This window comes from Micromonospora sp. NPDC023814 (assembly GCF_040639595.1).
Classification (GTDB): Bacteria; Actinomycetota; Actinomycetes; order Mycobacteriales; family Micromonosporaceae; genus Micromonospora.
In genome coordinates this window covers 65,818-85,046 of sequence record NZ_JBFAAF010000030.1, presented here as the reverse complement: position 1 = coordinate 85,046, position 19,229 = coordinate 65,818, and the positions used below count along the sequence as shown (strand labels likewise).

At 71.2% G+C, this 19,229-nt stretch carries 16 protein-coding genes and 3 pseudogenes; 5 read left to right on the top strand and 14 right to left on the bottom strand.

Features of this window, described 5'->3' with window-relative positions:
• Positions 1-16: 16 nt before the first annotated feature.
• Positions 17-289 (bottom strand): hypothetical protein, encoded by a 273-nt coding sequence (locus AB0G14_RS18330; RefSeq protein ID WP_357698758.1) that lies wholly within the window; start codon positions 287-289, stop codon positions 17-19.
• Positions 290-644: 355 nt separating this feature from the next.
• On the opposite strand from AB0G14_RS18330, the gene AB0G14_RS18325 reads away from it, so the two are divergent.
• The 4 genes and pseudogenes from AB0G14_RS18325 to AB0G14_RS18310 all read left to right on the top strand — a co-directional run.
• Positions 645-1,493: an ATP-grasp domain-containing protein gene (locus AB0G14_RS18325; protein WP_357698773.1), complete on the top strand. Its 849-nt coding sequence runs from the start codon at positions 645-647 to the stop codon at positions 1,491-1,493.
• A gap of 193 nt (positions 1,494-1,686) precedes the next feature.
• Positions 1,687-2,397, top strand: a pseudogene (locus AB0G14_RS18320) (transposase); the annotation flags it as partial.
• Between the two features lie 531 nt (positions 2,398-2,928).
• Positions 2,929-4,365 (top strand): group II intron reverse transcriptase/maturase, encoded by a 1,437-nt coding sequence (gene ltrA / locus AB0G14_RS18315; protein ID WP_357698755.1) that lies wholly within the window; start codon positions 2,929-2,931, stop codon positions 4,363-4,365.
• A 127-nt stretch (positions 4,366-4,492) separates the two neighbouring features.
• Positions 4,493-4,621 (top strand): annotated as a pseudogene (locus AB0G14_RS18310) (IS110 family transposase); the annotation flags it as partial.
• A 78-nt stretch (positions 4,622-4,699) separates the two neighbouring features.
• Here the strand turns inward: AB0G14_RS18310 and AB0G14_RS18305 are convergent.
• From AB0G14_RS18305 to AB0G14_RS18245, 13 genes and pseudogenes are all read right to left on the bottom strand, one after another.
• On the bottom strand, positions 4,700-7,072 hold the full coding sequence (locus AB0G14_RS18305; RefSeq protein ID WP_357698753.1) for a tetratricopeptide repeat protein: 2,373 nt from the start codon (positions 7,070-7,072) through the stop codon (positions 4,700-4,702).
• A complete protein-coding gene (locus tag AB0G14_RS18300; protein ID WP_357698750.1) occupies positions 7,069-7,575 on the bottom strand; it encodes a hypothetical protein in 507 nt (168 codons plus the stop codon). Before AB0G14_RS18300 ends, AB0G14_RS18305 begins: the two co-directional genes overlap by 4 nt.
• Before the next feature lie 124 nt (positions 7,576-7,699).
• A pseudogene (locus AB0G14_RS18295) lies at positions 7,700-7,960 on the bottom strand (hypothetical protein); the annotation flags it as partial.
• Positions 7,961-8,141: 181 nt separating this feature from the next.
• Complete coding sequence (locus tag AB0G14_RS18290; protein ID WP_357698747.1) at positions 8,142-9,152, bottom strand: LLM class flavin-dependent oxidoreductase; 1,011 nt, start codon at positions 9,150-9,152, stop codon at positions 8,142-8,144.
• The gene (locus AB0G14_RS18285; RefSeq protein WP_357698745.1) at positions 9,149-9,475 is read right to left on the bottom strand and encodes a TIGR04076 family protein; all 327 of its coding nucleotides are present in this window, start codon (positions 9,473-9,475) and stop codon (positions 9,149-9,151) included. Before AB0G14_RS18285 ends, AB0G14_RS18290 begins: the two co-directional genes overlap by 4 nt.
• Positions 9,472-9,849 (bottom strand): nuclear transport factor 2 family protein, encoded by a 378-nt coding sequence (locus AB0G14_RS18280; protein ID WP_357698742.1) that lies wholly within the window; start codon positions 9,847-9,849, stop codon positions 9,472-9,474. The genes AB0G14_RS18285 and AB0G14_RS18280 overlap by 4 nt, the downstream gene beginning before the upstream one ends.
• Before the next feature lie 45 nt (positions 9,850-9,894).
• Complete coding sequence (locus AB0G14_RS18275; protein WP_357698740.1) at positions 9,895-11,541, bottom strand: DUF885 domain-containing protein; 1,647 nt, start codon at positions 11,539-11,541, stop codon at positions 9,895-9,897.
• Positions 11,538-12,776, bottom strand: a complete 1,239-nt coding sequence (locus AB0G14_RS18270) for an amidohydrolase family protein (protein WP_357698737.1) — start codon at positions 12,774-12,776, stop codon at positions 11,538-11,540. The genes AB0G14_RS18275 and AB0G14_RS18270 overlap by 4 nt, the downstream gene beginning before the upstream one ends.
• Before the next feature lie 10 nt (positions 12,777-12,786).
• On the bottom strand, positions 12,787-13,770 hold the full coding sequence (locus AB0G14_RS18265; protein ID WP_357698734.1) for an ABC transporter ATP-binding protein: 984 nt from the start codon (positions 13,768-13,770) through the stop codon (positions 12,787-12,789).
• Positions 13,767-14,744 (bottom strand): ABC transporter ATP-binding protein, encoded by a 978-nt coding sequence (locus AB0G14_RS18260; protein WP_357462284.1) that lies wholly within the window; start codon positions 14,742-14,744, stop codon positions 13,767-13,769. Before AB0G14_RS18260 ends, AB0G14_RS18265 begins: the two co-directional genes overlap by 4 nt.
• Positions 14,745-14,746: 2 nt before the next feature.
• Positions 14,747-15,664: an ABC transporter permease gene (locus tag AB0G14_RS18255; RefSeq protein ID WP_357698732.1), complete on the bottom strand. Its 918-nt coding sequence runs from the start codon at positions 15,662-15,664 to the stop codon at positions 14,747-14,749.
• Positions 15,661-16,749: an ABC transporter permease gene (locus AB0G14_RS18250; protein WP_357462287.1), complete on the bottom strand. Its 1,089-nt coding sequence runs from the start codon at positions 16,747-16,749 to the stop codon at positions 15,661-15,663. Before AB0G14_RS18250 ends, AB0G14_RS18255 begins: the two co-directional genes overlap by 4 nt.
• A 7-nt stretch (positions 16,750-16,756) precedes the next feature.
• Positions 16,757-18,364 (bottom strand): ABC transporter substrate-binding protein, encoded by a 1,608-nt coding sequence (locus AB0G14_RS18245; protein WP_357698729.1) that lies wholly within the window; start codon positions 18,362-18,364, stop codon positions 16,757-16,759.
• A 299-nt stretch (positions 18,365-18,663) separates the two neighbouring features.
• Between AB0G14_RS18245 and AB0G14_RS18240 the strand changes: the two genes are divergently transcribed.
• Positions 18,664-19,200: a helix-turn-helix domain-containing protein gene (locus AB0G14_RS18240; protein WP_357698727.1), complete on the top strand. Its 537-nt coding sequence runs from the start codon at positions 18,664-18,666 to the stop codon at positions 19,198-19,200.
• Positions 19,201-19,229 lie beyond the last annotated feature (29 nt).

Here is a 19,229-nt window from a genome sequence, read left to right as displayed (position 1 = left end):
CGTTGGCGCGCGGGCTCTACTCGATTCCTTGGACATGGAGCGTCGCCGGGAGGGTACGCCTCCCGACGCTCATCCACAGGTTTCGAGCATTGCTCTGCCGGCCGATGCCGTTGCAGCCCTCGACCGCCCAAAGGCGGTCCTTGTGCTTGCGGCCGGCGCTCAGCATGGCCAGGTAGCTGTCGCGGTCAGTGCCGAACCGGCCCTGCCCGACTGTCTTCTCCCGAGCGTTGATGATCTCAATGGTGGCGGAACGCTTGTGCGGGTCCACGCCGATGATGACCCGGGCCATCGTGTCCTCCCTCGATCCGACAGTGTTCGTCGACGGGAGGGCAGCGCTACCTTGAGCTGGGCAGTCCCCTCTTGAGCCTCTCTCCGCCGCGGTGACCGGCGGGGCGCACGCCAGATGAGAGCCACACCAACCTGCGGTGGGCAGCCGCGATGAGAGCGACCCCACCGGTCACCTCGACCAGGCCTGGCCTGGCTGCGGTCGTACTATCAGTCAATAGGTAGCCGCCCTGCGTGCGCGCTGGCTCGTCACAGTCGGTGATGGTCGCTCCGCACTGATCTGCCGCTCCCCGTGTATCGCGATGCGGCTGGAATATGGCATGGAGGTTCCTGGCCGGGTCGGGCACGATACGGGCGTGATGCTGCTGGTTCCTGCGGATCCACTGCGACCGCGCCGTCCCGACGAGCACTTCAGGGCGGAGGCGGTCGCCGCTCGTGAGGCCGGGCTCGACGTGGCTGTGGTCGACCACGACGCACTGACCAGGCCGGATCGTGCGGAGCAGGCGGTGGCGTTGGTGCCAGCCGGCGGTGAGGCTGTCTACCGCGGCTGGATGCTGCGCAGTGAGCAGTATGCGGCCTTCGCTGAGGCGCTGGCCCGGCGCGGCGTGACGCTGCGAACCTCCGCCGAGCAGTACCGGCGGGCCCACGAGCTGCCCGGCTGGTATGCCGCCTTGGCGGCGCTCACCCCCGCGTCAGTGTGGACCAGAGGCGTCATGCGAGCGGATTTCGATCGGGCGCGCGTCGAGCTGGGCACGGGTCCGGCCGTCCTGCGCGACTACACCAAGTCGATGAAGCACTACTGGCACGAGGCGGCGTTCATTCCCGACCTTGCCGATGGCGAGACGGCCTGGAAGGTGGCAAGCCGCCTGTGGCACCTGCGTGAGGACGACTTCGTCGGCGGATTCGTGCTACGCCGCTATGAGCGATTCACCTCCGCCGAGGCGCGTACCTGGTGGGTCAACGGCGGTTGCGTCGTGGTCAGTTCGCATCCGGACACCCCGAACGACTTCCCGCCCCTCGACGTGGACCTTGAAGCGGTCGCACCGATGATCGCCGCACTGGGTCTGCCGTTCATCACGGTGGACCTTGCCCTACGCGCCGACGGAGTCTGGCGGGTCATCGAGATCGGCGACGGGCAGGTCAGCGACCGTCCGGCCACCACCGAGCCCAGCAAGCTGATCACAGCGCTGCTCGCCCGCACCCCCTGACTGTCACACGTGCACCGCCTGCCGGGGCATCCGCTTCCGCGAATCGCTCGCTACCCAAGGTGAGGCGGCTACCCGGCAGCCGGCGCGTCACTCAGCCCGGCGTTGGAGCGGAACTGGAGTACGTCCATGGCCTGGGGTAGCAGGATCGGCCGAACGCGGCACCTCGTCGACCTGCCCTGCCTGCCGTCAACGCGAGGCCACCCGGCTGACCAACCGGATTCGCGGTCTGCTCACCCAGATCCACCCCGCACTGGAACGAGCGTTCGGCAAGAACATCCAGCACAAGGCCGTCCTCGAACTGCTGTCGCGGTGCGGCGGCCCAGCCGGGCTGCGCAAGGCCGGCCGCCGCAAACTGGTGTCGATCGCCGGCAAGAACGCACCCCGCATGGGCGAACGCCTGGTCGAGCGGATCATGGCCGCCCTCGACGAGCAGACCGTCGTTGTTCCCGGCACCGCCGCAGCCGAGACGATCCTGCCCCGGCTAGCCGACAGCCTGCGTGACGTCCTGCAACAACGTGACCAGGTCGCCGCCGAGGTGGACAGGATGCTCGATGCGCACCCTCTTGCCCCGGTCCTGACCTCGATGCCCGGCATCGGCGTCAGGACCGCAGCCCGGATCCTGCTCGAAGTCGGCGACGGCACCGCCTTCGCCACCCCAGGGCACCTGGCCGCCTACGCCGGGCTGGCCCCGGTCACCCGCCGCTCCGGCAGCAGCATCCGCGGCGAACACCCTCCCCGAGGCGGCAACAAACAACTCAAACGCGCCTTCTTCCTCGCCGCGTTCGCCGCCCTCGCCGACCCCGTCAGCCGCGCCTACTACGACCGCAAAGTGCGCCACGAGGCGCTGCACGATCGAGTGGAGGTGAGAGACCGCCACCTCTTCGCTGTCGCAGCAGCGAGGTGAAGCTGGGGGCAGCCTGAGCCGGGGAACGCCGGGGAGGGTGGGAAGCAGCCCCGACAACGCCGGGACGGGTCGGCACTGCCAGACGGCCCGGGTTCGGCAAGCGAGGTCAGAAGGTGTAACGAGAGTGAACCAGTGGTTGAAGCTCCGTAAGCGTGGTACCGGCTCGAACCTGGTGGATCTGGGCCGGACGCAGTACGCGGTTCCTGTTTTGCGGAGGAATCGCCTCTCGGTCGATGTCTTCGGACATGGGTCGGGTGACCGCGGTGAAGGTCTGCGGCGTAACCGCGGGGAAGCTGCCGGAGTAGAGCTGGGCGCCGCCCTGACCGATCGATCGCGTGGTGAACGTGGGAACCATCTCAGGTCGCCCTACCCGCCTGGTTACCAGCCGGGCGGCGGGCAGGTCCGTTGCCGACCGAGGGCCATGGGGTGGGGCGGAGGTCTCGTAGTAGTCCGAGCGTCGGAGAGCGGCGCACATGGCGAAGGAGACCAGCAAGTCAGCAACGAGGAGACTGGAATGCCAGGAGGCCGTGGGTGAACACCAACGCGCCGACGTTGCTATGGCCGTCGTTCACGGCAGCCGAACGCCGGGTACTGGAGATCCAGGCCAAGCTGCACCGATGGGCGACCGGTGACCCTCAGCACCGGTTTGATGATCTCTACAACCTTGTCGCCGATCCCGCCTTCCTCGTGGTGGCGTGGGATCGGGTGCGGGGAAACAAGGGGTCCCGCACGGCCGGAGTGGACGGCAAGACCGCCCGCTACATCGAGGCCGAGCAAGGGGGCGAGGTATTCCTCGGCCAGCTGCGCCAGCAGTTGAAACAGCGCAGTTTCCAACCGGTTCCGGTCCGGGAGAGGATGATCCCCAAGGCGGGCGGCAAGCTGCGCCGTCTGGGCATCCCCACCACGGCCGACCGGGTGGTCCAGGCATCCCTGAAACTGGTGTTGGAGCCGATCTTCGAGGCGGACTTTCTCCCGTGTTCCTACGGGTTTCGCCCCGGACGCCGGGCGCACGACGCGATCGCTGAGGCTCGCCATCTGGCCAGCCACTCCTACGAGTGGGTGGTCGAGGGCGACATCACGGCGTGTTTCGATGAGATCTCGCATCCGGCCCTGATGGACCGGGTGCGGGCACGCATCGCGGACAAGCGCGTGCTGATCCTGGTGAAGGCATTCCTGAAGGCGGGCATCCTGGGGCAGGATCGGCATCTGAGGGAGACCGATACCGGAACTCCGCAGGGCGGCATCCTGTCACCGCTGCTGGCCAACATCGCCCTGTCGATCCTGGACGAGTATTTCGCCCGGATCGCGGGCGGTCCGGCCACGCCGGAGTGGCAGCGTCGGGGCCGCCGTCGTCAGGGCAAGGCCAACTACCGCCTGGTGCGGTATGCGGACGATTTTCTGGTGATGGTGTCCGGCGATCGTGAGCACGCCGATCAGGCGCGCGACATGGTCGAAGCGGTCCTGGTTCCGATGGGTCTACGCCTGTCGGAGGCCAAGACGTTGATCACCCATATCGACGAGGGTCTCGACTTTCTCGGCTGGCGCATCCAGCGTCACCGGAAACGAGGCACCAACCAGCACTACGTCTACACCTATCCGGCCAAGAAGGCACTCAAGGCCGTCACGGCCAAGGTCAAGACGATGTGCCGACAGAACATCAACCACCCGCTGGAGGCTCTGCTGCACCGGCTCAACCCGGTGCTGCGAGGCTGGGCCATCTACTTCCGGCCAGGGGTGTCCAGCTCGACCTTCCAATACCTGTCCAAGTACGCCTGGGAACGGGTGATGGGATGGATCCGACGCAAACACCGAAAGATCACCTGGAAGGAACTCCGCCGACGCTACTGCGCCGGCGGATGGTGGCCCGCTGACGGCGAGATGACGCTCTTCGATCCCGGCAAGGTGCGGACCACCCGCTACCGCTACCGGGGCACGAAGATCCCCACGCCGTGGACCCCAGCAAGCTGAGTGACGACCTGACCCATCGCGGCTTGTGGAGAGCCCGGTGCTCAGTGATGGGCACGCCGGGTTCGGCGGGCGGCCCGAGGAAACGGGCCGGTCGAAAGACCGGCACCGCGCCTCGGGCCGACCCAACCGCGCCCAAGGCAAACGCCACAACGCCGCCCTCATCTGCCTCGCCCGACGCCGCTGCGACGTCCTGTTCGCCATGCTCCGCGACAAGATCCCCCATCAGCCCCGCCCCACACCGCCGATCACCGCTTGACGAGACCCATAGGGACACCCCCCGGAGCCCGGCTCGTTATCCCGTTGGACCAGTGCTGGAGTTGTTTTGGTCCGTAAGCTACCGGCAGGCCGGTGGGGGTAGATCGTCGAGCCATCCACGGACCGCGGTCGCGCTGTCGGTGTCACCAGTGCTGGTGAACGCGTTCACCGCTCGCTGCCAACTGGCACGTGCCTCGTCGAACCGGCGCACCTCAGCCAGGGTGAGGCCGAGGTTGCTCCACGCCGTGCCTTCGCCGTGCAGGTCGTTAGTCTGCTGGCAGATGTTCAGGTCCTTGGTGTGGGCGGTGATGGCCTCGTCGAACCGGCGCACCTCGGCCAGGGCGATGGCGACGTTGTTCCACGTCTGGCCTTCGCCGTGCAGGTTGCCGGTCTGCTGGAAGATGTCGCGGGCCCTGCTGTGGGCGGTGATGGCCTCGTCGAACCGGCGCACCTCGCGCAGGGCGACGCCGAGGTTGTTCCACGCCGCGCCTTCGCCGTGCAAGTCGCCCGTCTGCTGGAAGATGTCGCGGGCCTTGGTGTGGGCGGTGATGGCCTCGTCGAACCGGCGCACCTCGGTTAGGGCGGCGCCGAGGTTGTTCCACGCCGCGCCTTCGCCGTGCAAGTCGCCAGTCTGTTGGCAGATGTTCAGGTCCTTGGTGTGGGCGGTGATGGCCTCGTCGAACCGGCGCACCTCGCGCAGGGCGAGGCCGAGGTTGCTCCACGCCGCGCCTTCGCTGTGCAGGTCGCCGGTCTGCTGGAAGATGTCGCGGGCCTTGGTGTGGGCGGTGATGGCCTCGTCGAACCGGCGCACCTCGGTTAGGGCGGCGCCGAGGTTGCTCCACGCCGCGCCTTCGTCGTGCCGGTCGCCGGTCTGCTGGTGGATGTCGCGGGCCTTGGTGTGGGCGGTGATGGCCTCGTCGAACCGGCGCACCTCGCGCAGAGCGAGGCCGAGGTTGTTCCACGCCTGGCCTTCGCCGTGCAGGTTGCCAGTCTGCTGGCAGATGTCGCGAGCGTGGGTGGTGATGGTGATCCAGTCGGTGAAGTGACGGCGGAAGTCCAGGAACCGGGCGAGGTCGGACGCGAGGCCGACGGTGGTGTCGGCCAGGTGGTGGGTGGGGGCGGTGGTGGCTGCGGCGATGAGGTTGGTGTGTTCGGCGTCGAGCCAGACCAGCGCCCGTGCCCGGTCACCGAACACGCTGGTGTCGGTCGGAACGGTCGGGTCGAGATGGGTTTTCGCGGTGCGGACGGTGTCCTGGTAGTAGCCGTACAGCTGTCGCCGGGCCCGTTCGGTTTCGTCGCTCATGGTGGGGGCCTGGTCGGCGGCGTACAGGCGGATGAGGTCGTGCATGCCCCACCGGTCCGCAGCGGGTTCGGCGATCAGGTGGGCGCGGTGGAGGTCTTCGAGCAGCACGCTGGCCTGAGGTTCGGGTAGGTCAGCGAGGTGGGCGGCGGTGGTGGTGGCGACGTCCGGGCCGGGGTTGACCGGCAGGAGCCGAAACATCCTGGCTTGGGCGTCAGTGAGGTGCTGGTAGGACAGATCGAACGCGGCGCGGACCGCGGCCTGCTGCCGTGACAGCCCGTCCAACCGGCCTTGCTCGTCGCGTAGCCGGCCGGCGAGGGCCTGCGGGTGCAGGTGGGGGCGGTCGGCCAACAGCGCGGCGACGATCCGCAGGGCGAGGGGTAGCCCGGCGCACAGCCCTGCCAGGTCGGCCAGCGCCGCACGCCCGCCGGTCTGCAAGCGCGGGTCGCCGGGACCGCGGCGGACGGCGATGACCTCACTGATCAGGGTGACGGCCGCGACCGGGTCAAGCACGTCCAGGTCGTGCAGGCGGGCGTCGATGTCCAGGGTGTGCCGGGAGGTCACCAGTACCGGGATCCGGTCTTCACCGGGTAGCAGCGGGGTGACCTGGCCCTCGCTGGCGGCGTTGTCGATGATCAGCAGCAGGCGCCGGCCTTGGCCGGTGTAGGCGTCCAGGACGCTGCGCCACAACCGGGACCGGTCCTGCTGTGTGGGCGGGATGTGCTCGCCGGGAATCCCGATCGCGCTCAGCCAGCCTGCCAGGGCGTCGGCGGCGGACAGCCGGCGTCCGGAGTCGTAGCCGAACATGTCGACGAACAACACCCCGCCGGGAAACCAGCCCTCCCGGATGCTCTGGTGGGCGGTGTGTAGGACCAGTTCGGTCTTGCCGACCCCGGCCATTCCCGCTATCGCCGACACCAACTGCGTCCCGCCCGCCTGGTCGGGCCGCAACGCCTCCCGTAGGGTCTGCACCGCAGTGTCACGGCCGGTGAACACCGCCGCAGCAGGTGGTAGTCCGGTCAACGCGGGCCGGATCTGCGCGGGTAGGACCACCTGGATGTCGCGGCCCATCACTACCGCGCTGAAGAACACCCCACCGGTGATCCGGTTCGACACCTCGCCCGGGCTCGTCCCGGAAGCGGCGTCGGTCACCGGCTGGTCCCGTCCCCGCCCTGCCGCCCGCCGGGCGGAGGGGGTAGTACGACATCGCGCATGTCCCGGCCCATGATCAGCGGCCCGTGAAACGTGCCGCCCTCGACCCGGTTCTCCACATCCCCCGACGGGCCCCCACCGGCGGGCGTCGCTGGGCTATCCGAGCCTGCGGGAGCAGCAGGCGCAAGCGGGTCACCGGCCAGGCTCACCTGCTGCATATCCCGGCCAAGCAGCGCAGGCCCGGCGACCTCACCGTCGCGGATCGTGTTCTGCACCCTCTCCGATGGCCGTTCCGCGGTCCCGATCTGCCGGGACCGGCGGGCCTGGACCACACTGCACACGGCCACCACCAGGCCGGCGATGTTCAGGAACACCCCGATCACGCTGGCCCACCGGTCCGCGTTCACCAGCCCGGCCCGCGCCAGGAACCCACCCAGCGCGAACGCCACCAGCCCGAGGGCCGCCCCGACGATCCACCACCGCTTGCCGCCACGCATGGTCATGAACCAATTGTCGACCGTTACCACAACCGCCCGCCACCCGCTGACGATACGGCCCTTGAGGACCAACGGCGCTGGATCCGGCGCTAGCCGTAATCGCCTGGTCGGAGGGTTGCAGCGCCCGGTAGAGGGTGGAGCGGCCGACTCCGAGGTGCCGGGCGATGGCAGTGACGGATTCGCCGCGGGCCTGGCGGGTGCGGGCGACGGCGAGATGTCGGTGACGGTGGTGGGGCGGGCGTCCGGGCCTGCCGCTAACTTCCGGACCAGAAACAACTCCAGCACTGGTCCAACGGATAACGAGCCGGGCTCCGGGGGCGTTCGTGCAGGCTCCAGTGTCACGCCTCGGTTGCGGGCCGTGCCTGAATCCGAAAGGGGAGGTTTCCGCCATTTTCCGCGATGCGTAAATATGGGGGTATGGCATATAGATCAACATCGGTCAACAGCGGTGAATGGCTGACACGCCACACAGTCGCCGGCGGCCGACCGTGGTCCCGTCCCATCGCGCTGGCGGGGGAACGGAGAAGCCCGTGGCGGGGGCGGGCCGGTCGATGCCCACCCCCGCCACGGCGTCACCCCCGCAGCAGCGGCAGCACCCGGCGGCCGAGCAGGTCGACACCGCCCGCCGGGGTCAGACCGTGCGGGGTGCCGAACTCCACCCGGGTGGCCCCGGCATCGAACACCGCCGCGGCCTGCGCCGCGACGTGTTCCGGGGTGCCGGAGAAGGCGAACAGGTCGAGCAGGTCCCCGCCGATCAGCGCGCCGGCGAGGTCGTGTTCCTGGCGGGCGACGTGCTGCTGGATCCGCGACAGCAGCTCCGGATCGATGTCGACGTTCGGGTCGAGGGCGGCGACCACGGCGAGGTACATGGCCACCTCCGTACGGGCCACCCGACGGGCCAGCGCGCCGTCCTCGTCCACCACGGTCACGGCGCCGAGCACCACGCCGACCTCGTCACCGGTCCGACCGGCGGGCGCGGCGTCGTCCAGCCAGGCCCGCATCGTCTTGGCCATCGCCGGGTTGGCCGAACCGCCAACCTTGATCTCCGAGGCGAACGCGGCGGCCGTCCGGGCGGTCTGCTGACCCCACGTCCCCACCAGGACGGGCACGTCGGCGCGGACCGGGGCGTAGCGCAGGGCGGTACCGGGCGCCACGGTGAACTCCCGGCCCTGGAAGCCCCCGTCGTCGCGGGACAACAGCAGCCGGACCACGTCGACGGTCTCGGTGATCCGCCGCAGCGGCCGGGCCTGCGGCACCGCGATCTGATCCAGCCAGGTGCCCCGGGCCAGCCCGAGGTAGGCCCGCCCGTTCGACGCCAGGTCCAGCGCCGCGACCTGCCCGGCGATCTCCGCCGGATGCATGGTGAACGGGTTGAGGCAGGCCGACCCGAGCCGGATCCGTCGTGTGTGCCGCGCGGCCACCAGCAGCGGGAAGAACGGCGGCTGGTACATCAGGTCACCGAAGACCGACAGCACGTCGAAGCCGTGCCCTTCGGCGAGCTCGGCCAGCGCGGCGTACTCGTCGGCGCTCTTGTCGGACTGGAGTCCGATGCCGACCAGCCGGCGCCCTTCGTCGGTGCTCACGTGAGTTCTCCAGTCGGGATCTGTCGCCGGGCGGTCCGCTCGATCCGCAGGATGACCCGCTCGTCCGGATCCGGGCAGGCCACGTGGCAGTCCCGGGCCAGCCAGTCCTCCGGCGGCAACGGACGTTGCTTGGCCGGCAGCAGCGGCAGGCACGCCGCGAGGGCGTAGAGGCAGAAGTGCCGGCCGGTGGGGATGGTGAGCCGGCTCGACTCGGTCAGGTCGATGTGGTCGCCCGGCTGGAGGCCGCAGACGGAGCGGCCCTCGATCCGTTCCACCACGACCCGCAGGTCGTACAGGTCGGTGACCGGTTCCTCGCCGCTCAACGGAGGGCCTCAGCGTGGTGGTGCACGATCCGCCAGCCCCGCTCGTCGCGGCGCAGCACGTCCGTCACCCGGAAACAGCCGTCCGACTGCCCGGTCGCGTACCGGGCCCGCAGGACGTAGCGGACCAGGCCCGTGTCCTCCCACGCCTCGGCCCGGAACTGCTCGGGGGCGACCGAGGTCGGGGGCGCGGCCGGTCCCCGGGCCGCCGCCCGGCGGTCCCGCAGGTCGTCCAGGGCGGCCAGACCGTCCAGCAGGTCGGGTGCGTCGGACTCCCAGATCGTCAGTTCGGGGTGCAGCCGGGCGTCGAACGCCGCCCGGTCGCCCAACGACCGGTACATGTCGGTGATGGCGGCGGTGAGATCGTCAACGGTCATCGGGGCTCGCTTCCGGTCGGGGCGGACGGGGGTGTCGGGGGCGGATCAGGAGAGCTCGGCGAGGCGGGCGCGCAGCGGATCGAGCCCCATCGGCCCGAGCCGCAGGGCCCGCTGGTGGAACCGCTTGCGGTCGAACCCGGCGCCCTCGCGCCGTTCGACCTCCCGGCGGGCCTGCTGCCAGAGCCGCGCCCCGGCCTTGAAGGCCAACGCCTGCGCCGGCCAGCCGAGGTACCGGTCGACCTCGAACCGCGCGGTCGCCGGGTCCAGCCCGGCGACGCGGACCAGGAAGTCCACGGCCAGCTCGGGGGTCCACCGGCGCGCGTCGGTGAAGCCGGTCCCGGCCGGGATCGGCACGTCCAGGTGCAGGCCGAGGTCGATGACCACCCGGGCGGCGCGCCACATCTGCCCGTCGAGCATCCCGAGCCGCTCGGCGGGACCGGCGTAGAGGCCGAGCTCGTCGGCGAGGCGTTCGGCGTAGTGCGCCCAGCCCTCGGCGTACCCGTGCACCTGGCACAGCGACCGCTGCCACGGGTGCAGGTCGACGGTGGTGAGGGTGATCGCGTGCTGGAGGTGGTGCCCGGGCAGCCCCTCGTGGCAGAGCGTCCCGACGTGCCGCCACACCGGCACCGTCGACTCGCCGGGGGGCGTCGACCACCAGATCCCGCCCGGGCGGGTCAACCCGGCGTCGGGCGGGGTGTAGTACATGACCCCGGAGGCGGCGGGGCTGATCCGGCACACCACCCGGCGGGTGGCGGCCGGGATGTCGAAGTGCGGGCCGTCCAGGGCGTCGGTGAGCCGCTCGGTGCGCTCCCGCAGCCACTCCTCCAGGTCGGGCCCGACCGGCACCCGGCCGGCGGGGTCGGCGTCCAGCCCGGCCCGTGCGCCCGCCACGTCCGGGTACCCGAGCTCGGCGGCGATCGCGCGCTGCGCGGCGGCGGTCCGGGCCAGCTCCTCCCAGCCGTACGCGTACAGCTCGTCCAGGTCGACGGTCGCGCCGAGGAAGCTGCGCGCGGTGACGGCGTACAGGCCGCGGCCGACGCCGTCGACGTCGGTGGCCCGTGGCGCCAGCTCGGTACGCAGGAACGCGGCGAAGTCCGCCGTCGCGGCGGCGGCCGAGCGGGCCCCGGCGGCCAGCTCCCCGGCCAGCGGCCCGTCCGGACACCCGGCCACCAGCCGGCCGTAGAAGTCGTCGGAGGTGACCCAGGCGGTGCACTGGTCGGCGACCGCCAGCACCTGCCGGCGGGCGACCAGGTGCCCCCGCCGGGCCGACCAGCGCAGCGTCTCGGCGTACTGGCCGAGGGCCGTGGGCACCCGGCGCAGGTGCGCGGCGACGACCGCCCAGTCCTGCGCGATGTTGCGGGGCAGGTTGTCGAAGACCTGCCGGACCAGGTGCACCGGCGTCGCCAGCGGGGCGAGCAGCCGGGTGGTGAAGCCCGCGTCGTAGAGGTCGACCTCACTGGCCAGCCGGTCGATCAGCGCGCCGGCGAGGGCCCGCTGGGCCGTGCCGTCGACACCGGCGCCGTCCGCCGCCGTGGCGGTGCGGCGGGCCAGCTCCGCGCGGGCGGCGAAGCCGTCGGGGGAGAGGTCCGCGAAGTGCGAGTCGGGCGTACGACCCGCCGCCTCGGCGGCCTCCGGGTCCAGCTCGGCGAGCGCGTCGAGGTACCCGTCGGCGACCTCGGTGATCGTTGTCATCGGGCGACGCCGAGACGGCCGTGGTCGTCGCGGTAGGAGACGCCACCCTTGAGCACCGCGTGCAGGGTGCGCAGCGCGGACACCGAGCGGGTGGGATCGTCGCGCAGGACCAGCAGGTCGGCGTGCTTGCCCACCTCGACGCTGCCGAGCGTGTCGGCCTGGCCCAGCCACTGCGCGGGGCGGATGGTGGCGGACTTCAGCGCGTCGGCGACGGGCATTCCGGCGTCCACCATGAACTCCAGCTCACGCACGGTCGCGGTCGTCTCGTCGTAGCCGACGTGCGGTGGCATGTCGCTGCCCAGCGCGATCGGCACCCCGTTGCGGATGGCGTGCTGGAGGCTCTCCCAGTGCCGGGGCCCGGCGGACAGGGCGCGGTCCATCAGCCAGCCCGGCACGCCGGCGTCGCGGAAGAACTGCTCGCAGCGACTGACCACGATGGTCGGGACGTACCAGACGCCCCGGTCGGCCATCAACCGGGTCACCTCGTCGGTCAGCTCGTAGCCGTGCTCGACGCAGTCCAGCCCGAGTTCCACGGCGCGGCGCACCGATTCGGCCGGGCCGGCGTGCGCGGTGACCTTGCGTCCCCAGTCGTGCGCCACCCGGATCACCGCTGCCAGCTCGTCGTCGAGCAGCTGTGGGGTGTCGATCGACTCGAACTCGCCGGCGATGCCGCCGGAGATGCACACCTTGATCAGGTCGGCGCCGGCCCGGATCTGCTGCCGGGTGAGCCGGCGGAACCCGTCCGCCCCGTCGGCCTCCAGGGCGTCGGCCTCCCAGCCGTGCCCCCCGGTGCAGCAGAGGGCATGCCCGGCGGTGAAGATCCGCGGACCGTCCACCGCGCCGCGCTCGATCCCTTTGCGCAGGGCGAAGTCGGCGTAGCGGCTCTCGCCGACGAGCCGGGCGGTGGTGACCCCGGAGTGCAGGGTCCGCCGCGCCGAGTCGGCCATCAGCAGCACCAGCTCGGCCAGGTTCGACCGGTGCACCTCGTCGCCGAAGTGGCCGGGCAGGCCGAGCGAGAGGTGCACGTGCATGTTGGTCAGGCCGGGCATGACGTGGTCGCCGTGCAGGTCGACCACCCGGGCGCCGCCGGCCTCGGCGAGGATGTCGTCGACCGGGCCGACCGCGCGGATCGTGCCGTCGGCGCCGATCCAGACGCCGCTGTCGCGCTGGACGTCGTCCCGCACGCCGTCGTAGAGCGCGAGGTTGACCAGGACCTGTTCGGTGGGGATGTGCATGCGGTGTCCTCTACGCGGCGGGCACGGTGGTCGGCGCCACCGTGGGGTCGTTGAGCCAGCAGGCGGCGCTGCGGCCGCCGAGGTCGAGCGTGGGCGGCTGCTCGCCGCACGGCCGGAAGGCGTGCGGGCAACGCGGCCGGAAGCGGCACCCGACCGGCGCGTGCGCCGGGTCGGGCACCTCCCCGGCGAGCGTCCTGGGCAGCTGCGGGTGCGGGCCGATCTGCGGCACCGCGTCGATCAACGCCCGGCTGTACGGGTGCCGGGGCGAGGACCACAACTGACGGGTGGGCGCGGTCTCCACGATCCGGCCCAGGTACATCACCGCCGTGACGTCGGCGATCTCGTGCACCAGGGACAGGTCGTGCGAGATGAACAGCATGCCCATGTCCAGGTCCCGGACCAGCCCGACGAGCAGGTTGACCACCTGCGCCTGCGACGACGCGTCCAGCGCGGTGACCGGCTCGTCCGCGATGATCATCCGGGGTTCCGGCGCGAGCGCCCGCGCGATGGCGAGCCGCTGCCGCTGGCCGCCGGAGAACTGGTGCGGGTACCGCTCCGCGGCCCCGGCCGGCATGCCGACCCGGTCCAGCAGGTCGGCGACCCTCGCCCGGCGGGCGGCGCCGGTCACCGTGTCCGGCACCCCGTCGAGGAGCTGCGCGCCGATGGTGCGCCGGGGGTTCAGCGACGCGTACGGATTCTGGAAGACCATCTGGAGCCCGACCTCCGGCACCGGCCGGCGCCGCCAGCCGAGCGGGGTGATCGGGCGGCCGGCGAACCGGATCGTCCCGGCGCTCGGCGCGGCCAGCCCGACCGCCACCCGGGCCAGCGACGACTTGCCGCAGCCGGACTCGCCGACCAGGCCGACGATCTGGCCGGGCGCCACCTCCAGGCTCACCCCGGCCACGGCCCGGACCGGCCCCCGGCCCCGCGGCTTGTACTCCACCTCGACGTCGCTGATCTCGAGCAGGTTGCCCGACCCGACCGGCTCGTTCATGCCGCCACCTCCAGGTGCGGACGGACCACGCAGGCCACCGACCGGTCGGTGCCGGCGGGGGACAGCGGGGGAGGCGCGGTGCCGCAGGACGGCTCGGCGTACCCGCACCGGGGTTGGAACGGACATCCGGGCGGTGCCTGCCCCGGCGTCGGCGGCCCGCCCGGGATGGGACGCAGCGTGCCGACGGCCTGGGTGCCGTGCGGGCGGGCGCCGAGCAGCGCGGCCGTGTACGGGTGGCGCGGCGCGGTGAGCAGTGCTCCGGTGGGGCCGGTCTCCACCACCCGCCCGGCGTAGAAGACGTACCCGCGGGTGGTGAGCGCGCTGAGCACTCCGAGGTCGTGGGTGATGAAGGCGACGGCCAGCCCGGTCTCGGCGCGCAACTGGTCCAGTAGCGCGAGGATGCCGGCCTGCACCGTCACGTCGAGCGCGGTGGTCGGCTCGTCGGCGATCAGCAGCCGGGGGCGGGCGGCGAGGGCGATCGCGATGGCCGCCCGCTGCCGCATGCCGCCGGAGAACTGGTGCGGGTACGCCCGCACCGCCCGCTGCGGGTCGGGGATGCGGACCTGGTCGAGCAGTTCCACCGCCCGCCGGTCCGCCGCCCGCCGGTCCAGGCCCAGGTGGACCTGCATGTGTTCGGTCAGTTGCCGGCCCACTGTGAGCATCGGGTGCAGCGCCGCGGTGGGGTCCTGGAAGACCATCGCGATGCCGGCGCCGCGCACCTTCTGCCAGCGCCTGGTGTCGAGGCTGAGCAGTTCGGTCCCGTCGAACCGGGCCGACCCGGTGACCTTGGCACCGGCGGGCAGCAGCCCGAGCAGGGTCTGCGCGGTGAGGCTCTTGCCGCACCCGCTCTCCCCCGCGATGCCGACCATCTCGCCCTCACCGACGGTGAACGACACGTCGTGCAGGATCGGCAGCGGCCCCGTGGGGCCGGGCAGGGTGACGGCCAGGGAGTCGACTTCGAGCAGCGGTCGCATTCTCAGCGTCCCTTCGCGTAGCGGGGGTCGATCCGGTCGCGCAGCGCGTCGCCGAGCACGTTGAAGGCCATCACCACGGTGAGGATGGCCAGGCCGGGGAACACGCTGACCCACCACATGGAGAGGTCCTGTGAGCCGAGCGCCACCATCGACCCCCACTCGGCCGCCGGTGGGCGGGGGCCGAGGCCGAGGAAGGACAGCGCGGACAGCAGCAGCACGGCGTTGCCGAGCTCCAGGGTGGCCAGCACGATCGCCGGCCCCACGCTGTTGGGCAGGACGTCGCGGCGCAGCGCGCGGACCGGCCCGATGCCGAGCAGCCGGGCGGCGCTGAGGTAGTCCTCGCCGCGCATGGTCAGCACGGCGCTGCGGATGACCCGGGCGTAGACGGGCCAGGAGACGATGACCAGCGCGAGGACGGCGTTGCGGGTGCTGGGCCCGAACGCGGCGGTCACCGCCATCGCCAGGATGATCTGCGGGAACGCGAAGACCAGGTCCGTCAGGCGCATCAGCGCCTCGTCGACGAACCGTCCCACGTAGCCGGCGACCAGGCCGAGCAGACCGCCGATCAGCAGGGCGAGCGAGACGATGGCGAGCGCGAGCGGGATCGACAGGCGGGAGCCGTGGATCACCCGGCTGAACACGTCCCGGCCGAGGGAGTCGGTGCCGAACCAGTGCGTGCCCGACGGCGGGGCGTACGCGTCCGGGCTCTGTGCCAACGGGTCGTACGGCGCGACGACCGGGGCGAACAGCGCCATCAGCAGCCACCCTCCGAGGATGACCAGGGCCGCCACGGCGATCGGCTGCCGCCAGATCGGCCGCCCGGTGGAACGTCCGCGCAGCCGGCCCAGGAACCGGCGCCGGGCCACCGCGTCGGTCGCTTTCGGGTCGGGGGCCATGGTGTCGGGTGCGAGTGTGGTCATGACAGCCGGATCCTCGGGTCGATGAGCCCGTACAGCAGGTCGACGGCGAGGTTGACCAGCGTGTAGACCAGCGCCACGAACAGGCTGACGCCGAGGATCGCGGGCAGGTCCAGCGCCGTCGCGCTGCGGTACGCGTACTGGCCGAGGCCCGGCCAGCCGAAGATGTTCTCCACCAGCACCGTGCCGGAGAGCAGCGAGGCGAAGGCCAGACCGGAGACGGTGATCACCGGGACCAGCCCAGCCCGCAACAGGTGCCGGCGGAACACCACCCGGGCGGGCAGGCCCTTGGCGTACGCGGCCCGGATGTAGTCCTGCTGGAGCACCTCCAGCATGGACGAGCGGACGAACCGGACCAGCATCGCCACGGTCAGGCTGGTCAGCACGAGCACCGGCAGGACCAGGTGCTGGGCGGCGTCCCAGGCGACGTCCCACTGACCGGCGAGGGCGGCGTCGACGGTGTACATCCCGGTCACCGTCGGCGGCGGGCTGAAGTCGGTGGAGAGCCGGCCGCCGCTGGGCGCCAGGCCGAGCTGGTAGAAGAACACGTAGAGCACGACGAGCGACAGCCAGAACGGCGGGGTGGACAGGCCGAGCAGCGCGCCGACGCGGATCAGCTGGTCGGTGATCCGGCCGTTGCGGACGGCGGCGAGCATGCCGATCCCGGTGCCGATCAGCAGCGCCAGCACCATGGTGGGGATGGCCAGTTCCATGGTCGCCGGCACGTACTGCAACAGGTCGTCGGTCACGGTGCGGCCGGTCTGCTGGGAGATGCCGAGGTCGCCCGTCAGCAGGTTGCCCAGGTACTGGAGGTACTGCACGTACAGCGGCTGGTCCAGGCCCCACTTCTCGCGGAACGCGGCCACCGTCGCGGGGTCGTTGAGCGCCTGGTCGGAGAGGTTGGCCGTGACCGGGTCGCCGGGCACCACGGTGACCAGGCCGAACGTCACGATCGTGACGCCCAGCAGCAGGCCTGCCGTGATCGCCACCCGCTTGGCCAGGAACACCAGCAGCGACCGGTGCGGCCGAGGCCGGGACGCGGTCGTGGTGACCGCGCCCGGCTCGGCGTCGTCGACTGTCGTCGTCATGAGATGGTTACTCCCGGCCGACGGCGGCCAGGTCGACCTGCCAGCCCGCGGCGGTGTAGTCGGTGCCGGTCAGGTCGCTGCTCGCCACGACGGTGGAGGAGTTGTTGGCCAGGACGACGTACGGCGAGGCGGCGTTCATCGCCCGCTGCCACTCCTGCATGGCGGTGGCCCGGGCGGCCAGGTCGAGGGTCTCGGTGACCTTCTTGCCGGCGGCCACGACGGCCGGGTCGGCCCGCTCCACCGTCCAGCCCGAGCGCAGCGCGGTGGCCTGGCCGGGGGACATGTTGTTGATCAGCGAGTCGGCGACCGGGTAGTTGAGGCTCTGCGGGGTGAATCCGAGCGCCATCTTGCCCGTACGCATCTCGTCGAGGAACGTGGTCAGCGGCTGCGGGGTCAGTTCCAGCTTGATGCCGGCCTCGACGGCGTCGCCCTGCACCTTGGTCGCCACCGTGCCCAGGTCGACGCCCTTGTACGTGATGGCCGGGTAGTTGAACTTGACGGTGGGGTTGGTCAGCCCTGCCTCGGCGAGCAACGCCTTGGCCTTCGCCACGTCACGCTTCGACTCCTCGCCGGCGGGCAGCGCGCCCGGGTAGGCCGGGGCCACCAGCCCGGCGCCGGGGGCGGCGCCCTTGCCGTACAGCCCGGCGATGCCCTGGTAGTCGATGGAGGCCCGCAGCGCCTGGTTGAACTTCGCGTTCGAGGTGACCCCGGAGACGGCCGGGTCGGCGTTGAGGAAGAGGAAGTAGACGGTGTCCTGCATGGCGGAGGTCTTCAGCGTGTCCGGCAGCCCCTCCAGCAGCTTGCCGGAGATGTCCAGCGCGATCTCGGAGCCGCCGGCCCGCTGCATGGTCAGCTTCTGGGTCTGCACGTCCATGTTGCGCAGCACGACCCGGCCGAACTCTGGCTTGGTGCCCCAGTAGTTGGGGTTGGCCTCCAGTACCACCTGCGCCGACGGGTCGTACGACTTCAGCACGTACGGGCCGCTGCCGATGGAGTTCTTGTCGAGGTACTGCTGGGCGGTGTCGGTCTTCGCGGCGTCCGCGGCGTCCGTCGCGCCGTTCTCCTTGGCGACCTTGGAGTTGACCACGCCGGTCGAGGGCATCGCGAGGACCACGGGGATGTTCGGGTCGGCGGTCGCCGAGGTGACCACCACGGTCCGCTCGTCGGTCTTGGCGACCGTGAGGCCGCTGACCATGACCGCCGGGCTGGCCTTGACGTTCTTCAGCCGGTTGAGGGAGAAGACCACGTCGTCGGCGGTCAGCGGGCTGCCGTCGGAGAACTTCACCCCCTCGCGGAGCTTGAAGGTGAAGGTCTTCGCGTCGGCGGAGGCCTCGTACGACTCGGCCAGCGCCGGGACGGGCTTGCTGACGTCCGAGCCCTTGAAGGTCAGCAGGGTGTCGTAGAGGGAGTGCACGGCGGTGAGGCCGGTCGCCTCGTAGATCCGGCCGGGGTCGAGCGTCTTGAGGACGAACGAGGTGTTGACGGTGAGGGTCTTGGCCGAACCACCGCTACCGTTTCCTCCGCTGCCGCCCGCGCTGCACGCGGTGCTGGAGGCTGTGACCAGCGCCGCCAGAGCGATTGCTCCGACGCGGAGCCGGCGAGGGGACACCGACATGCTGTTCCTACCTTCGTATGGGCCGGCCCGCGCGGGACGGGCTCTGGGGTTGTCGCGCCGACGTCGCCGGTGACGCCGAGGTCGGGGGCCGGTGCCAACCGATGGCGGCTCGCGGGGCTTCGCCCGTAGACCGTCATGAGGTTGGATGTATCCGGACGGGACTCCTGTCCGGTTCGCACCCCGACGTCGCTTGTCTAGTTACGCCAAACACGTTCGCCTTGTGTTTGACCATGCTAGACAGGGGCGTATAGTTGCGTCAAACATTTCTAGCCACACTGTTTTGGAACGAGGAAAGACGCATGCTCGGTGACCAGCTCCGCGACCTGCGCCAGCAGCACTCCCTCACGCTGCGCCAGCTCGCGGCCGCGGCCGACGTCTCGCCCGCCCTGCTCAGCCAGATCGAGAACGGCGCCACAGACCCCAGCCTGGCCACCCTGCGTAAGCTCGCCAAGGTCTTCGACACCTCCATCGCGGCGCTGTTCTCCGAGCCGGACGCGCCGCTGGTGCACATCAGCCGGCCCGGCTCGCGGACCCGGCTCGCCGCTCCCCCCGGGCAGATCGCCTACGACCGGCTCACCCCGGGGCGGGGCGACCTGGAGGTGCTCGAAGCCGAGCTGGCGCCCGGCGACTCCAGCTCCGGCGAGCCGTGGGCGCACCCGTCGACCGAGTGCGCGATCGCCGTCACCGGCGAGGTCGTCGCCGAGATCGGTGGCGAGAAGTACGTGCTGAGTACCGGCGAGGCGATCACCTTCGATTCCCGGCTGCCCCACCTCTATCGCAACGCCAGCAACCAGCGGGCCCGGCTTATCATCGCGGTCACCCCGCCTACCCCCTGACCCACCCGGCACGTCACCCGGCCCGCGTC

What these genes read in the sequence shown, in the direction of transcription:
- AB0G14_RS18280 (WP_357698742.1), bottom strand. Translation starts at nt 9,849, where the DNA reads ATGACCGTTGACGATCTCACCGCCGCCATCACCGACATGTACCGGTCG.
- AB0G14_RS18300 (WP_357698750.1), bottom strand. Translation starts at nt 7,575, where the DNA reads ATGACCATGCGTGGCGGCAAGCGGTGGTGGATCGTCGGGGCGGCCCTC.
- AB0G14_RS18245 (WP_357698729.1), bottom strand. Translation starts at nt 18,364, where the DNA reads ATGTCGGTGTCCCCTCGCCGGCTCCGCGTCGGAGCAATCGCTCTGGCG.
- AB0G14_RS18330 (WP_357698758.1), bottom strand. Translation starts at nt 289, where the DNA reads ATGGCCCGGGTCATCATCGGCGTGGACCCGCACAAGCGTTCCGCCACC.
- AB0G14_RS18275 (WP_357698740.1), bottom strand. Translation starts at nt 11,541, where the DNA reads ATGACAACGATCACCGAGGTCGCCGACGGGTACCTCGACGCGCTCGCC.
- AB0G14_RS18250 (WP_357462287.1), bottom strand. Translation starts at nt 16,749, where the DNA reads ATGACGACGACAGTCGACGACGCCGAGCCGGGCGCGGTCACCACGACC.
- AB0G14_RS18270 (WP_357698737.1), bottom strand. Translation starts at nt 12,776, where the DNA reads ATGCACATCCCCACCGAACAGGTCCTGGTCAACCTCGCGCTCTACGAC.
- AB0G14_RS18240 (WP_357698727.1), top strand. Translation starts at nt 18,664, where the DNA reads ATGCTCGGTGACCAGCTCCGCGACCTGCGCCAGCAGCACTCCCTCACG.
- AB0G14_RS18255 (WP_357698732.1), bottom strand. Translation starts at nt 15,664, where the DNA reads ATGACCACACTCGCACCCGACACCATGGCCCCCGACCCGAAAGCGACC.
- AB0G14_RS18265 (WP_357698734.1), bottom strand. Translation starts at nt 13,770, where the DNA reads ATGAACGAGCCGGTCGGGTCGGGCAACCTGCTCGAGATCAGCGACGTC.
- AB0G14_RS18260 (WP_357462284.1), bottom strand. Translation starts at nt 14,744, where the DNA reads ATGCGACCGCTGCTCGAAGTCGACTCCCTGGCCGTCACCCTGCCCGGC.
- AB0G14_RS18325 (WP_357698773.1), top strand. Translation starts at nt 645, where the DNA reads ATGCTGCTGGTTCCTGCGGATCCACTGCGACCGCGCCGTCCCGACGAG.